Annotated in this window: 16 protein-coding genes; 3 read left to right on the top strand and 13 right to left on the bottom strand. The window is 65.2% G+C overall.

Translation table 11 applies throughout. The annotated features are described in order from the left end of the window. Positions 1 to 19 precede the first annotated feature (19 nt). Entirely contained in the window at positions 20 to 589 is a 570-nt protein-coding gene (locus tag AC07R7_RS02430) for a hypothetical protein (RefSeq protein WP_494633997.1), read from the top strand. 39 nt (positions 590 to 628) lie between these two features. Continuing rightward, entirely contained in the window at positions 629 to 1,405 is a 777-nt protein-coding gene (locus AC07R7_RS02425; RefSeq protein WP_494634271.1) for a protein NO VEIN domain-containing protein, read from the top strand. 22 nt (positions 1,406 to 1,427) lie between these two features. On the opposite strand, the gene AC07R7_RS02420 is transcribed toward AC07R7_RS02425, so the two are convergent. The 7 genes from AC07R7_RS02420 to lepA all read right to left on the bottom strand — a co-directional run bounded on the left by AC07R7_RS02420 (position 1,428) and on the right by lepA (position 8,691). After that, positions 1,428 to 2,303, bottom strand: a complete 876-nt coding sequence (locus AC07R7_RS02420) for a hypothetical protein (RefSeq protein ID WP_494633995.1) — start codon at positions 2,301 to 2,303, stop codon at positions 1,428 to 1,430. A gap of 114 nt (positions 2,304 to 2,417) precedes the next feature. Further along, positions 2,418 to 3,197: an Eco29kI family restriction endonuclease gene (locus tag AC07R7_RS02415; protein WP_492883183.1), complete on the bottom strand. Its 780-nt coding sequence runs from the start codon at positions 3,195 to 3,197 to the stop codon at positions 2,418 to 2,420. 47 nt (positions 3,198 to 3,244) lie between these two features. Further along, positions 3,245 to 4,408: a DNA cytosine methyltransferase gene (locus AC07R7_RS02410; protein ID WP_494633993.1), complete on the bottom strand. Its 1,164-nt coding sequence runs from the start codon at positions 4,406 to 4,408 to the stop codon at positions 3,245 to 3,247. Further along, positions 4,405 to 4,818, bottom strand: a complete 414-nt coding sequence (locus AC07R7_RS02405; protein WP_494633992.1) for a very short patch repair endonuclease — start codon at positions 4,816 to 4,818, stop codon at positions 4,405 to 4,407. The genes AC07R7_RS02410 and AC07R7_RS02405 overlap by 4 nt, the downstream gene beginning before the upstream one ends. A 12-nt stretch (positions 4,819 to 4,830) precedes the next feature. Beyond that, positions 4,831 to 5,850, bottom strand: coding sequence for a DUF262 domain-containing protein (locus tag AC07R7_RS02400; RefSeq protein ID WP_494633990.1), 1,020 nt, complete (start codon positions 5,848 to 5,850; stop codon positions 4,831 to 4,833). Between the two features lie 68 nt (positions 5,851 to 5,918). Continuing rightward, entirely contained in the window at positions 5,919 to 6,662 is a 744-nt protein-coding gene (locus AC07R7_RS02395) for an FRG domain-containing protein (protein WP_494634270.1), read from the bottom strand. A 220-nt stretch (positions 6,663 to 6,882) separates the two neighbouring features. Then, positions 6,883 to 8,691, bottom strand: coding sequence for a translation elongation factor 4 (gene lepA / locus AC07R7_RS02390; protein ID WP_494633988.1), 1,809 nt, complete (start codon positions 8,689 to 8,691; stop codon positions 6,883 to 6,885). Between the two features lie 162 nt (positions 8,692 to 8,853). Here lepA and AC07R7_RS02385 point away from each other — a divergent pair, with 162 nt between their 5' ends. After that, the gene (locus AC07R7_RS02385) at positions 8,854 to 9,594 is read left to right on the top strand and encodes a DUF1134 domain-containing protein (protein WP_494633986.1); all 741 of its coding nucleotides are present in this window, start codon (positions 8,854 to 8,856) and stop codon (positions 9,592 to 9,594) included. 59 nt (positions 9,595 to 9,653) lie between these two features. On the opposite strand, the gene AC07R7_RS02380 is transcribed toward AC07R7_RS02385, so the two are convergent. The 6 genes from AC07R7_RS02380 to AC07R7_RS02355 all read right to left on the bottom strand — a co-directional run bounded on the left by AC07R7_RS02380 (position 9,654) and on the right by AC07R7_RS02355 (position 14,189). After that, the gene (locus tag AC07R7_RS02380) at positions 9,654 to 11,231 is read right to left on the bottom strand and encodes a DUF4139 domain-containing protein (protein ID WP_494634269.1); all 1,578 of its coding nucleotides are present in this window, start codon (positions 11,229 to 11,231) and stop codon (positions 9,654 to 9,656) included. A 2-nt stretch (positions 11,232 to 11,233) separates the two neighbouring features. Beyond that, positions 11,234 to 12,628 (bottom strand): DUF4139 domain-containing protein, encoded by a 1,395-nt coding sequence (locus tag AC07R7_RS02375; RefSeq protein WP_492883195.1) that lies wholly within the window; start codon positions 12,626 to 12,628, stop codon positions 11,234 to 11,236. A 76-nt stretch (positions 12,629 to 12,704) separates the two neighbouring features. Continuing rightward, positions 12,705 to 13,295 carry a peptide-methionine (S)-S-oxide reductase MsrA gene (gene msrA / locus AC07R7_RS02370; RefSeq protein ID WP_492883197.1) on the bottom strand — a complete coding sequence of 197 codons (591 nt, stop codon included), beginning with the start codon at positions 13,293 to 13,295 and terminating at the stop codon, positions 12,705 to 12,707. 55 nt (positions 13,296 to 13,350) lie between these two features. Then, positions 13,351 to 13,638 (bottom strand): hypothetical protein, encoded by a 288-nt coding sequence (locus AC07R7_RS02365; protein WP_492835177.1) that lies wholly within the window; start codon positions 13,636 to 13,638, stop codon positions 13,351 to 13,353. Beyond that, positions 13,623 to 13,919, bottom strand: coding sequence for a hypothetical protein (locus AC07R7_RS02360; RefSeq protein WP_125156234.1), 297 nt, complete (start codon positions 13,917 to 13,919; stop codon positions 13,623 to 13,625). Before AC07R7_RS02360 ends, AC07R7_RS02365 begins: the two co-directional genes overlap by 16 nt. 123 nt (positions 13,920 to 14,042) lie before the next feature. Continuing rightward, positions 14,043 to 14,189: a hypothetical protein gene (locus tag AC07R7_RS02355; RefSeq protein ID WP_492883199.1), complete on the bottom strand. Its 147-nt coding sequence runs from the start codon at positions 14,187 to 14,189 to the stop codon at positions 14,043 to 14,045. Between the last annotated feature and the right edge of the window lie 193 nt (positions 14,190 to 14,382).

Below are 14,382 nucleotides of genomic sequence, written 5' to 3'. Positions count from 1 at the left end.
TGAGGGTCACTTTGGAAAGATGTCGCGCCGCCGTTCGGTTCCCGTCCTGATCGCTTTCGCCGTGCTCGCCGCCGTGGGCGCGCACGCCCAGACGAAGCCGGCTCCGGAAACCCCCAACACCGTCTCGCCCGTCCTGATCCTGCCGCCGACCTCGCCGCCGAACCTGGTCTCGACCTATCCGGCCCAGGACCAGACCGTGCCGCCGGGCGTGCTGATCCTCAAGGCCGCCTTCGACCAGCAGATGTCGCCGAGCGCCTGGAACTACGCCGCCGCGCCGGGCGCCGAGCCGATGGACTGCGTGAAGACGCCCCGGCTGCTGGGCGACCAGAAGACCTTCGTCCTGCTGTGCCGGGTGCTGGCCAACCGCACCTACGGCGTGACCTTCAACGCCGAGCGGACCGGCGGCTTCGCCAATCTCGGCGAGAACCCGGCCCATACCGCCGTGCTGACCTTCAAGGTCGACGCCGACACGCCGGTGACCACCGTGCGCCGCGCCATGGAGGCCGCCAAGCTGCAGGCCGACCAGATGCCGGTGCAGGACGCGCCCATGGCCGTGGCGGGCGCGATGAAACAGCCAAGTTTACCCTAGCTTGTGGCGTAACACTCCGTCGTGACGCATCATCGTCCGATGACGGGGGAATCGGGGCGCGAGTGGACGGGGGCTGACCTCGCCGTGGTGGTGGGCGACTATGTCGCCCAGCTGGAGAAGACGCTCGCCGGCAAGCCGGTCGATCGCGGCGCCCACGATCGCACCGTCCGCTTCGTCACCGGCAAGTCCGACATGCCGATCACCTGGAAGCAGGGCGAGATCTCGGCGGTGCTGTCGCTGATCGGCCTGCCGATCCTGCGCGACCAGCCGCCGCGCTGGTCGTACGACACCGCGTTGCTGGAGGCGGTCGAGGAGCAGCTGGCCGCCAAGCCGGCCCTGCTCAGCGCCGCGGTGCGCCCGGCTTCGCTGTTCACCGCCCCGCCGGCCGTGCCGCTGATCGAGGCCGCGCCGCCCCGGCCGATGCCGATGGACGAGCGCCTGATCCGGGTGATCCAGCGCTTCGACATGGGCGGGCGCGAGGCCGACGACCGGTTTCTGAAGGGCCTGGGCGTCTCCAGCATCATCGCCTTCGAGGCCCGCCGCCTGTCCGATCGCGGTCGCCCCGACCTGGCGGCGAAGATCCGACCGTCCCGCGACGGCGATCCGGACGGCTGCGACGTGATCGGCTTTGGCCTGGACGAGACCCCGCGCCTGATCGTGGTCAAGACCACCCTCTCGGGCGAGGTCTCTCCCTTCGGCCTCAGCCAGGCCGAGTTCGACCTCGCCGAGGCCCGCCCCGAAGTCTTCCGCATCCGCCGCGTCTACGACCTGCTAGGCGAGGCGCGCTTCTACCGGATGAAGCCGCCGTTCGGGTGAGGCCTTCCGGACTCCGGAGCGGCTAGGACACGGCCAGGCGCCGCCGGCTCGGATAGGGCGGACGGGACGGCGGCCAGGTGCGCGCCGGGACCTTGCGCGCCGGGCGCGGCTCGGGCCCGTTGAAGTCCATGATCGTGACGTCCAGCTCCTTCAACGCGTAGGCGGTCGTGCGTTCGGCCGCCTCCAGGGCGTCGGCGTCGTCCTCGCCCAGATAGTCGCGGCGAAAGCGCATCACCCGCCGCTTGAACAGCGCCGGCACGCTTTCGGGCTTCAGCAGCATGGCCAGGGCCAGCAGGTAGATGCTGCGGAACATCAGGTCGGTCTCGTGCTCGACCGCCGCCTTGGTCGGCCGCCAGTCGACGAAGCCCGTCATCAGCAGCTTGGCGCGCTCGCCGTCGAAGCCGTCGGCCGTCGCTCCGGCCAGGGCGGCCTCCGACGGCGGCTGCGGCGCGGTCAGCCGCGCCAGCCGATCGGCCAGGGTGGTCAGCCGCAGCGCCTCGTGGTCGCGCCCGTCCTGGATCGCCGCCGCCAGCCGGGCCATCGCGGCGTTGCGCAGGGCGGACGGGTCGGTCGACAGCGGCGCGGCGTTGAAAGCCTCCACCGCGTCGTCATCCGTCAGCCAGACCTCGCCCGGCAGGGGCGTCGGCCGCCGGAGGCGCGCGGCCGTCTCCGCCTCGGTCTGGGCGTCGGCGTGGGCGCGCGCGACGGCGTCGCTGTTGGCCTTCTTGGTCCAGCCCTTGGCGCCGGCGCGATTATAGATGCTGCGCGTCGAGACTTTCCATTTGGCGGACAGCTCGGCGGCGGTCGCGCCGTTCTTGTATTCCGCGGCGATCTTGGCCCAGGAATCCTCCGAGAGGCGGAACCAAGTCGGGCGGGCGTCGGGATGTGTCTTTGTCATGGCCGCCAGTCTGCGGCCGCGCGAGACGGCGGGGACAGAACGGCGTCGAAAATCGACAAGGCGTTGAAAAGGCGGGGTCTCAAGCGCTCGCACTAGGAGTGTATCGGCGGGCGTTCAGCTTTGCCGAAGCTCCGTGAAGAAGTCCTCGAGCAAGGTCGCGCGTTCGCGGTAGGGAGTATGTCGGCTGAAATGAGCCGTGACGTCGGCGACGATTTGCTCCGGCGCGCGCGCGTCTTCCGTCGAATTGGCGGCCCACGCCCGACCAGGGTGCAGGGTGTCCCAAGGAGAGCGCTTGTTCGCCCGCGTGGTGGCGCTGTCGCCGTGTTTACCCAAGCCGTAGAGCAGGTTCGTCTCGTTGTTCCAGATCGGCTTGAACAGATGGATCAGATAGTCCTCGGCGGCCGTTTCCCAGCCCGATTGAACGACGAGAAAGCGCGCGTCGAAGTCGGCGACATCCAAGGTCGAGACAGCCTTGCCGATATTCTTTCGGTGCTCGTTCAAGCGAGCCGCGAGCCGGGGGCCTTGATCCCGGGCGCTATGAGCGCCCTGCTGAGCGGGCGCGGCCTGGCCGACATAGATCGGCGTCTCCGTCCCGGATAGCGGAGCGTAGAGCGGGTAAGCGCCCCGATAGTAGATCGCGTAAACGCCCGATCCGTAGAACTGGCCGATCGTACTCAGGGGCGCGCGTTCCTGCGCCACCATCGCCAGGGCCGTGAACCGCCCGATCACCTTGGGATTGCTGGGGTCGAAGACCGAGCGCGGCATGGCGATCGGGTCCAGTCGCCGCAGCGCGGCTTCCAGAGTCTCTATGACGTCGCGAAGCTCGTGATCGACCTTGCGGCGCGCGACCGGTGAAAAAGGCGCGGTATCAGCTAGGCTGGTCAGGGCGGCCACGCGCTCGCGCAGCGCGGCGATCTCGGCGTCGAGGGAATTGGTTCTGCTCACGCCGCGTAGCGTAGCTTCCTCGCGACGTCCTTGCCAATCACCTCCGCCAAACGAACCGGCACGGCGTTGCCCAGCTGGCGCATGACCTCGCTCCAGGCCCCGTGGAAGATGAAGCTGTCGGGGAAGGTCTGCAGGCGCGCGCTTTCCCGGATCGAGAAATAGCGCACCGTGCCATCGGGGCGGGCCAGCATGTTCTCGCCGCCGGGCACGCCGTGGACGCCGGCCTTCAGGGTCTTGGCGGGCTCGTCCAGTGGACTGCCGGTATGGCCGGGATAGGACCGCGCGCCAGGCTGGAAGCGGTGATAGGCGACCTTGGCCGCGCGTTTCGGGTCCAGCTCGGGATCGGGCAGGTCGGCGATCGCGTCGCGCACCGTGCGCCAGGCGACCTCGCTCGGCTTGTCGCGCAGGGCCAGGGCGCGGGCGGGGGCGTCGGACGGATCCGGGCGCTGCGCCTTGGCGACCTGGTGCGCGTCCCAATAGTCGCCCGAGCGATGTTGCGCCCATAGCAGCGCGTCGGACGAGTGGGTGGCGACCGGGAACGACCATTCCAGGTCCAGGTCGTCGCGGAAGCCGACGAAGATCACCCGCTCGCGCTTTTGCGGCACGCCATAGTCGGCGGCGTTCAGCACCCGGGCCACGACCCGATAGGCCAGGCCGTCGCGCGCGCCGCGCAGATGATGCTCCTCCAGCCGCGCCAGGTGCTCGGACCAGTCCTCGTCCGGGCGGGCGACCACCTCCGGATGCTCCAGCTGCAGGCGGATATATTCGAAGTAGTTGCGGAAGCTGGCCCGCGTCAGGCCCTTGACGTTCTCGAACACGAAGGCCCGCGGCCGGGTCTCGCGCACGGCGCGGATGGCGTGGGGGAACATGTCGCGGGTGTCGTCATAGGCCCGGTGCTTGCCGCCCAGCGAGAAGGGCTGGCAGGGCGGACCGCCCGACACCAGATCGACCTGGCCCTCCAGGCCCTTGAAGTCGACATGGCGCACGTCGCCCTCGACCTCGGGCCAGCCGGCCATGGGCGAGGCCGCGCTCTGGCGGTTCTCGGCGATGGTCTCGCGGCAATAGCGGTTCCACTCGACCACCTTGGCCGGTTTGAACCCGGCCTGGCACAGGCCGATGCCCAGGCCCCCGGCCCCCGCGAACAGTTCGATCGACTTCATGAGTCCAAGAATGTTCTAATTTCGTTCTCAAGGGAAGCCTCGTCCTTGAGCCCACATTCCCAGAGGGTCAGCGCGCTCCAGCCCAGGGCTTCAAGCTCCGCCAGCTTGCGAAGATCGCGGGCGCGATTCCCCTCCAGCTTCGGGATCCAGAACTCGTGCCGTGATTTGGGCAGCCGCGCCAGCTTGCAGTCCGGATCGGGGTGGCGATGCCAGAAACACCCGTGGACGAAGATCACCTTCTTGCGGCCGGGGAACACCAGGTCCGGCCGCCCGGGCAGCTTCGCGCCGTGCAGGCGGTAGCGGTAGCCCATCCGGTGGACCAGCCGCCGGACCAGCATCTCGGCGCTGGATCCCTTGCCCTTGACGCGGGCCATGCGGGCGCTGCGTTCGGCGGGGGAGAGGGTGTCCATGGGATGCCGAAATTAAGCAATTCCGTCCTTGAATGAACTAAACCGCCTTTCAAGAAGTTCGGATCGAAAGCGGATGCTGGCGGCATCGTTCACCGTTCGCGCCGCTATCTCGTACCGCTGCAGTACGGGGTCTCCCGCATCATTCGAAGCAACTGACCTTCTATTGGCAAGTCGATCGCTATCGAATTTTACCAAAAAGGATCTAAATATCCTCAAGTCACGAACTTCCATCTTTCTAATGGCCATATAATAGGCGGGAATTTCTCCCTGAGATTTTAGCAATGGGTCCATTGTTGAGAATACAGATGACATCTTGTCGAGGTTAGCTGCTACCTTATCGACGACAACACTGATGTCTTGCATTTTGTCGATGAGCTGAAGTCCTGTTATATTGCTAGCTCTTCCAACGTGCTCATTCACAAGTTTATCTAAATCTGTCTTCTTTGTATCGGTGAAGTCGTCCTTAGCCTCTAACAGAAGAAGCTTGGCGGCGACGTTATATTCCTGCATGCGTCCGGTGTTGAAATTGATACGATCTGTAAAAAAATCATGCTCAACAAGTTTGCGGATCATTTGGGGTACCACTCCGCCCATCGCGTTGCGGAGTTCGGCGCCGGTAAGTCTCATGCTCGCATTAAGTCGAACAAATAGTTCGTTGATTAAGCCCGGTTCATTCGTAATGACGCGCATAACGCTTAAGTTGTAGTTGTCAAACTCGTAGCTTATCTCCCTGTGAAGAGATTTTAGATCGTTGTAGTTCATGCCGCCCACATTCGAATTTGGGTGGTTTCTCAAATTAATATTTCGTGGAAGTGTCAATCTTCCTTCGAGAAAGTCGAATATTGCCTCAAGTCTTTGACGTCCATCTATAACGGCGTACTTTGTAGATATTTCGTTGAGGGGGCTTTCTACTCTAACGAAATCCGCAAAGTACAATTTTGGTATGTCAAATCCGTTCAGAATTGTATCTATAAGGTATTGCTTCTGGTGGTTGTTCCATATGCCGCCCTTTCTTTGGTAGGTTGGCGACATATTTATGCTTTTCTGTTGGGAGTGCCACCAGGTCAAAGTCTTAGATTCGAACTGTCCAATTTCAAACATCACTCAAAACCTTCAAGGAGTCTGAGCTCTTTGGATACGCTATCCAAATCCGGGAAAACAGCTGTAGCGCTATATCCAATTCGTGCCAGATTTTCTCTAATGAGATTTACATATTGCGGCGGGATATTTATCCGACAGGCGGTCCAGCCAGCTTGCTGCCGCCTAAAGTATTCAGATTGGTCGAGGGGCGTGCGATCGGCCCCAAATAGAACAAAGGTTCCTCTTTGGGACACGATCCGACGTGTATTGTGCATTGCTGTGATCGCAACCGGGCCGCGCCTTCGCGGAGTTTCTCCTGGTCTGTAGCCGTCTATAAACTCGCTGCGAGTGTCCAAGATCCCTCCTGGGAAGGAAACGTCACGTAAACTCAGTCGGTTAAGTGCGGTGGGGTTAAGAACCCAAACTGTTGCGGGTTCGGATTCTGTTGGTTTTCTATAATTCAAAGCAAAATATAGTGACATTAACGGGTCGGTACTCCAATCTAGAAGTCTAGTTGGGGCACCATGATGTTGCATTACCAAGAGTAATTCGATTTGATCTCTTGGTAAGTCTACCGAGAACGGGATGCCTCGGTCGTAAAATCCGCCCAGCAACCTAGCTTCGAGAGCCAGAAATAGATCGTCGTCGTCAAGGGTAGGGTGCCGATAAAGAGATGGCGCAAGGTGATGTGAACGACCTCGGCCAACCCCTCTGAACCAAATGGGCTCTGCCGTTTCCCCAAGAAGACTTTCTATGCGCTGCATGAAGGTAGAGAGCGAGTCTACCTCGTACGAAATGTGGTTAGGTCCACGCGCCATATCGGGTCGCCCGAATCAATAATTCGGATCAGCCTAACAGAGATTTTTAAGGTCGCTCAACGAAGACCTGTTGAGGTGAGCCAAGCCGAGTATACGTAGGGTAATATTATGATTGGAACGGTGTATTTATAACGCCCGATCAATCGTCGTTCATCTTCCTCGCCAATCAATCCTCGTCCATCTTCAGCGCCGCGATGAACGCTTCTTGCGGGATCTCGACCTTGCCGAACTGGCGCATGCGCTTCTTGCCGGCCTTCTGCTTGTCCAGCAGCTTGCGCTTGCGCGAGGCGTCGCCGCCGTAGCACTTCGCCGTGACGTCCTTGCGCAAAGCTCTAACCGTTTCGCGGGCGATGATGCGGCCGCCGATGGCCGCCTGGATCGGGATGACGAACATGTGCTGGGGGATGAGCTCCTTCATCTTCTCGCACATGCCCCGGCCGCGGCTCTCGGCGCGGTCGCGGTGGACCAGCATGGAGAGGGCGTCGACCGGTTCGGCGTTGACCAGGATCGACATCTTCACCAAGTCGCCGACGCGGTAGTCCTCGACCTGATAGTCGAAGCTAGCATAGCCCTTCGAGATCGACTTCAGGCGGTCGTAGAAGTCGAACACCACCTCGTTCAGCGGCAGGTCGTAGACGACCATGGCGCGGTTGCCGACATAGCTGAGCTCGCGCTGCATGCCGCGACGGTCCTGGCACAGCTTGATCACGCCGCCGAGATATTCGTCGGGGGTGAAGATGGTGGCCTTGATCCAGGGCTCGCTGATGCTCTCGATCTGCATCACGTCGGGCAGGTCGGCGGGGTTGTGGAGTTCCCGCTCCGTGCCATCGCGCATGTGGATCTTGTAGACGACCGAGGGCGCCGTCGCGATCAGGTCGAGGTCGAACTCGCGGGACAGGCGCTCCTGGATGATCTCCAGGTGGAGGAGGCCGAGGAAGCCGCAGCGGAAGCCGAAGCCCAGGGCGGCGCTGGATTCCATCTCGTAGGTGAAGCTGCCGTCGTTGAGGCGCAGCTTGCCGACGGCGGCGCGCAGGTCCTCGAAGTCGGCGGCGTCGACGGGGAAGAGGCCGCAGAATACGACCGGCTGGACTTCCTTGAAGCCCGGCAGGGCCTGGGCGGTCTGCTTTTTCTCGTCGGTAATGGTGTCGCCGACGGCGGCGTCGGCGACTTCCTTGATCGAGGCGGTGAAGAAGCCGACCTCGCCCGGGCCCAGCTCGGCGACGTCGGTGGCCTTGGGCGTGAACACCCCGACCTTGTCGATGCGGTGGGTGGCGCCGGTCTGCATCATGCGGACCTGCTGGCCGGCCTTCAGCGCGCCATCGAAGATCCTGACGAGGACGACCACGCCCAGATAGGCGTCGTACCAGGCGTCGACCAGCAGGGCCTTCAGCGGCGCGTCGCGCTCGCCCTTGGGGGGCGGCAGGCGCTTGACGATGGCTTCCAGCACGTCGTGGATGCCCAGGCCCGACTTGGCGCTGGCCAGCACGGCGTCGCTGGCGTCCAGGCCGATCAGGTCCTCGATCTGGGCGCGCACGCGCTCGGGCTCGGCGGCGGGCAAGTCGATCTTGTTGAGGACCGGGACGATCTCGTGATTGTTGTCGATGGCCGAATAGACGTTGGCCAGGGTCTGGGCTTCCACGCCCTGCGAAGCGTCGACGACCAGGATCGAGCCCTCGCAGGCGGCCAGGCTGCGGCTGACCTCGTAGGCGAAGTCGACGTGGCCGGGCGTGTCCATCAGGTTGAGGATGTAGTCCTCGCCGTCGTCGGCGTGGTACTTCAGGCGCACGGTCTGCGCCTTGATGGTGATGCCGCGCTCCTTCTCGATGTCCATGTTGTCGAGAACCTGGGCGCTCATCTCGCGCGCGGTCAGGCCGCCGGTCTCCTGGATCAGACGGTCGGAGAGGGTGCTCTTCCCATGGTCGATGTGGGCGACGATTGAAAAGTTGCGGATCTTGTCGAGAGGCGTCGAAGTCATGGCCGTGCGCATATCACATTTGGCCCGCTTCGCGAGGGCCTGAACATGTCCCGTCCGCGGCGACGCTTTGGGCATGCTTAACCGGTCGTTAAGTTTGGAGCCGCAAACCGGTCTCAATGGCTTGCAACAGTGTTGCAATGAAACTGATCCAGAGGGCCTGACATGGACCGTCGCAAGCTGATCCTCTCGGGCGCCGCCGTCGGTCTGAGCACCGTGGCGACCGAGGCCCTGGCCCGCCAAAGCCGCTACAGCGAACAACTGCCGCCGCCGCAGCCGATCGGTCCGGCGAGCCCCGCTCCAGCCGACCCGTACGCGTCCTCGTCGCCGCGGCCCGTCGCGGGGGACGCCTATGCCTCCCCGCCGCCGTCTCCGGCGCCGGCCTCGAACGGCAATACGCCGGCCTACGACACCGGCCGCGCCCAGACCTATTCTGCCGACGAGATGATCCGCGCCACGTCCGACTTCCTCGGCGTGACGGCCGAGAGCGCCGGCGCGGCGATCGAGAAGGTCTTCAAGGAAAAGGGCCAGCCCACCGCCTATATCGCCGGCGAGGAGGGTTCGGGCGCCTTCGTGGCCGGTCTGCGCTACGGCCGCGGCCTGCTCTACATGAAGGGGCGTCCGACCCTCGAGACCTTCTGGCAGGGGCCGACCATCGGCTGGGACTGGGGCGGCAACGCCAGCCGGGTCTTCACCCTCTGCTATAATCTCCAGTACCCCGACGCCATCTTCCGTCGTTTCCCCGGCGTGGAGGGCAGCGCCTATCTGATCGGCGGCCTGGGCGTGAACTACCAGAAGGCCGACGACATCACCCTGGCCCCGATCCGCGCCGGCGTCGGCCTGCGCCTGGGGGCCAATGTCGGCTACCTCGGCTACAGCCGCAAACGCCGCTGGATGCCGCTCTAGCGTTCTGATTTGACGCATGTTCCGACGACGAACCGGCATCCACGTCGTCGGAAAATGCTCTAGCCGTCGTACTCGATCGCGTAGCGGAAGCCGCGGGACTGGTTGGGGGCCAGCGTCACGCGCCAGGCGACCATGCCCTGGCGGATGTCGTGCTTCTGCGGCTCGGCGACGACCCTGAAGCTGGTCAGGTTCGGGTTCTGCCGCACCTCGACGGTCACCGGGATAGTCTTGGCGTTCGAGAGATCGACCTCGTAGGTCCGGCGCACGCGACCCTTCCTCAGCGTCTGTTCGGCGACCAGGCGCGGGCGGGCCAGGATGTCGACGGCCTGGCCGATGACCAGATCCAGCGGTTCGCCGACGGCGATGTCGCGCACGGCCTGCTCGCCGGCGAAGGTCGGGCGGCCGTCAATCGTCTCCATGGCCGAGAGCGCGCCGGAGGGCAGGGGCTTGCCCAGGCCGTTTCGTACCGTGTTGTCCAGGCGCAGGGTCACGGCCGGCGCGCGGAAACCTTCATCCTCACGACCGCTGTCCCACGGATTGATGGTCACGACGTAGAGCCGCTGGAAGGCGACGTCCTTCTGGTCGAGGAAGGTCACCTGCTTGGTCTGGCGCGGGTTCAGGGTGACCGGCGCGGGCAGGGTGTAGAGCTTGTAGTCGCCCAGGTTCGATTGCTCGGCCAGCGGGGCGCGCGCGCCGGTGACGGTCGGAACCGGCGGCGCGGCGGAGATGACCGGCGGAATGGGCAGGGGCGGCGGCCCAAAGTCCGCGCGCGCCTGGACCTGGACGCCCGCGTCACTCTCGATCCGGTGCGTGGTGTCCATCGGCCAGCAGTTGCGGCTGATCGACAGGGGCCGGCCCCTGTCGACGCGCACATACTGCCGCGACAACCGCCCGGCCACGGCCTGCGTTCTGGCGTCGGCGAACTGGCTGCCGCCGCTATTGACCAGGGTCAGCCAGCCGGTCAGGTCCAGCCGCTTGCCGTCCGGATGGATGCGCGCGACGTAGTCGGCTTGCCAGTTCACGCCCAGCGCCAAGTAAGACAGCGTCAGCTTCACGCGGGCGCGCGCGGGGACATCGACGATGGTCGACAGGCTGGGCTTGTCGGTCAGGCCGTCGGGAACCGCCGACAGCACCAGGCGCTCGGGCCCGCCGGAGCAGCCCAGGGCCTCGACGCCTTCGGCCGTCCGCACCATCAGGCCATTGGGACCTTGCAGCAGTGTTGCGGCGACCGCTTGTTGGCGGCCGGTCTTGCGGTTGGTGCGGACCACCTGGATCGGCTGGCCCAGCGACCGTTCGACCAGGGTCCCGGGGCTGAGCAGAGCGTAGTCGTAGTTGCGCTCGACAGCCTTGCCCGGCAGCCCCTCGACCGCCGCGCTCTGCGGGATCAGGCCCTCGGCCACGCCGTCGAAGCGGATCGTGTGGCGGCCGGCGGGCAGGTCGACGGTGCGCGTTTCGGTGACAAGGATCAGGCCCTTTTCAGCGGCCTGGGCGCGCTGCCAGGCGTTCAGCGCCTGGAACGGTCCGTCGCCGTCGCGATAGAGCGTGACGGCCACCGTCTCGGGCGCGCGGGAGGCGATGGTGTCTGCATGGGCTGGGAGCGCGGCGGCGAAAGCGAGCGCGCCCGCCAGGGCGCGCATCCTCACCACCCAGTCTCCACGGTGAAGGTCAGGGTCGTCTCGCCGTTGGCCGGGACCGGCACACTCCAGCCCAGGGTGCGGGCGTCGATGACGCGGCTCTTCAGGCTCTCGGCCTTGACCTCGCCATCGCGCCACAGGCCGCCCTGGCGCAGCTCGACGGTCACCGGCTGGTCCTTGGCGTTGCGCAGCAGGTACTTCATCTCGTAGCGGGTGCGGGTCTTGGAGACCCGCGTTTCGGCCACAAGGGTCGCCTGGCTGGAGACGTCGAACGCCTCGCCGGTCTTGATCGACAGCTCCGAGCCGGCCGGCGTGTGGCCGATGGCGTTCTCGCCGACGAACTTCGGATCGCCCGCCGCGTCGCGCATGTAGACCCGCATGACCCCGGCCGGCAGCTGGCTGCCCAGGCCGCCCAGCCTGCCGTTGCTGAACTGGATGGCGACCACGGCCTTGACCGGCTCGGCCTGGGTGGAGAACCAGCCTTCGCGCACCTCGTAGACCTTCCTGGCCGCGACGCCCTGGGCCGACAGGAAGCCGACCTGCTTGTTCTGGTTGGAGGCGATCGTGGTCCGCTCGGGCAGGGGGTAGACATAGTAGTCCGCGATCCGCGCGCCGGTCCCGTTCTCCGCGCCGGCGCGCACCACGCCGGGAACGCCGCCGGGGGTGACTCGACGGGGCTGGCGATAGGTGTTGGTCGAGGTCAGCTGGTTGACGTCGCCGGCCACCAACTGGGTCTTGGCGTTCTCGAACGGCGTGCCGGAGGTGTTGGACAGGGTGATCCAGCCTTGCAGGTCCAAGGCGTTCCTGGCCTCGTCGAACAGGGCGACATAGTCGGCCTTCCACGACAGGCCCGAGGTCAGGTAGCTCAGCTTGGCCTGGCGCGGGCCGGCGTTGGCGGCCTCGATGCTGACCGACAGGGTCGGGCGGGCGCGCAGGGTCTCGGGCACCTTGTCGAAGATCACCCGCGTGGGAACGCCGTCGTCGCGCAGCACCTCGATGCGGTCGCCAATCTTCAGCACAACGCCCTGGTTGGCGGCCAGCACGGTGGCGACCTCGGTGGTCTCCTTGCCGTCGCCGGGATTGGTGCGGACGATCTTCACCTGCTGGCCGACCGCCTTTTCCATCAGCTTGTCGGGAGTCAGCAGGTCGTAGTCGAAGTTCTGCTCCAGGATGCTGACGCCCGGGACCGAAAGGCTGACGGTCTCGGGACGGATCTGGGCCGAGACGTCCTTGAACTCCAGCTTCTGGCGGCCGGCCCTCAGGTCCAGCGGGCGGGCGTCCTCGACCAGCGCCAGGTCGGAGTTGTAGATGGTGATCGAGACTTCTCGCGCCTGAGCGCGGGCCGCGTCGAGAGGAACCAGCAGCAGGCCAGCCGAAGCCAGCAGAGCGCGACGATGCATCGACGTCCTCCCGTGTGTTTACAAAAGTAAAACAGCACGGGATTACGGCGGAGTCTAGGCTAGGTTGAGCTTAAACCTAACCGCCCCACACCTGCTTCAGGCGCGCATCCCGCCCGCAGCCCGCGCGGTAGAGGTTGTAGTCCAGCGCGTGCCGCTTGGCGTAGTCGCGGTGATATTCCTCGGCGGGATAGAAGACCTGCAGCGGCAGGATCTGGGCCTTCATCGTGCCGGACTTCAGGCGCTTGGCGGCTTCGGCCTGGGATTTTTCGGCGATAGGACGCTGGGCGGGGGTGACGAAGACGGCGGGGCGGTAGGACGGGCCGCGATCGCAGAACTGGCCGCCGTCGTCGGTCGGGTCGACCAGCTTCCAGTAGCGATACAGCAGGAAGCCGTAGTCCAGCTTGGCCGGGTCATAGGTGACGCGCACCGACTCGTAGTGGCCGCTGCGCTCGCTGGTGACGTCGCGATAGGTCGGGTTCTTGACGTGGCCGCCGGTGTAGCCGCTCTCGACCTTCAAGACGCCGGGGATGCCGCCCATGTCGTGCTCCATGCACCAGAAGCAGCCGCCGGCGAACACGGCGGTCTCGGTCTTAAGCGTCGCGGCGGCGGATGCGCCGACGCCGGTGAGGGCGAAGAGGGTGGCGAGGAGGGCGAGCAGGCGGCGCATCGAAGTCTCTCCAGAAGCGGACTTGATCCTAGATACGCAGGGAAGCGCCGAAAGGTTACGCCCGCCAGCCGAAACCGACGCCACGCACGCTGGGACAGGCCGCCAGGCGCGAGGCCAGCACCTCGGCCCGGGCGTCGCCCTGGTCGTCGATCTCGAGGCGAATGGCCATGTGCTGACCTTCGGGAGCGGCGGACAGGGCGCGCAGGCGGGTCTGCTGCACCGAGGCCACGCCCAGCACCCGCATCAGGGCGTCGGGCGTGTCGTCGGTGGTGACGAGGAAGAGGCGGCGTTTCTCTTCGTCCGGTTTGGGAGGGTCTACGAGGTCGCTCACGGTCGGAACCACTGGTGCTCTACCGAGGCCGAGTTGACGCCGGGCCAGGCGGCCAGGTCGCGGGCCAGCAGGCGGGCGGCCTGGTCGCCCAGATGGCGGACGCGCAGGCTGGCTTCGACGATCTGGCCAACCGGCTTCATCGTCAGGCCGCACAGCTCGGCGCCGCTGTCGCTCAGGCCCTGGCGGACGGCCTCAAGGGCGCTGGGCGCGTCCTGGGCGGCCAGCAGCAGTTGGTGGACGGTGACGCCTTCCTGGTCGCTATGGAAGGATGGTGGGGAGGGCAGGTAGCTCATTGGAGTTGGTCCTGTGCATGAGAGACTTGGAGGACCGAGGAACCGCGCAACAAAAAACCCCGCTCGTGGGAGCGGGGCTTTTGGAGATCTTGCGATCCTTCGGCTGTGTGGAGGGTAGGTTTCCTACCGCTTGCGCCGATTTTGCCCCGTTCGAATTCGCACGGTTTTAATCTGGTTGTTAATCATGCTCCACATCGCCACGCACGACATCGCACCCACGGCGGCGAGGCCGGTGGTCACGAAGGCGGCGAAGGCGAAGGTCGATTGCATGTGGAAGCTATGAGTCCAGTTAGCGCTTGTTACAGGTAGCGTGACGTTGGCCATCGCGCAAGGTCTTGCCTGCGAGATGGGCGATCGGTCGCGGGAGGGGCGCGTTTTGCCCTGTTCGAGGCGACGTGCCCGGAAACTCAGCACAGGCCCCCACCTGACCTGCTGGCGCAGGTCTGTCCGCCCCCAAGCGGGG

This window comes from Caulobacter sp. GW821-FHT05F04 (assembly GCF_059419665.1).
This window is presented reverse-complemented; position numbering and strand designations above follow the sequence as displayed.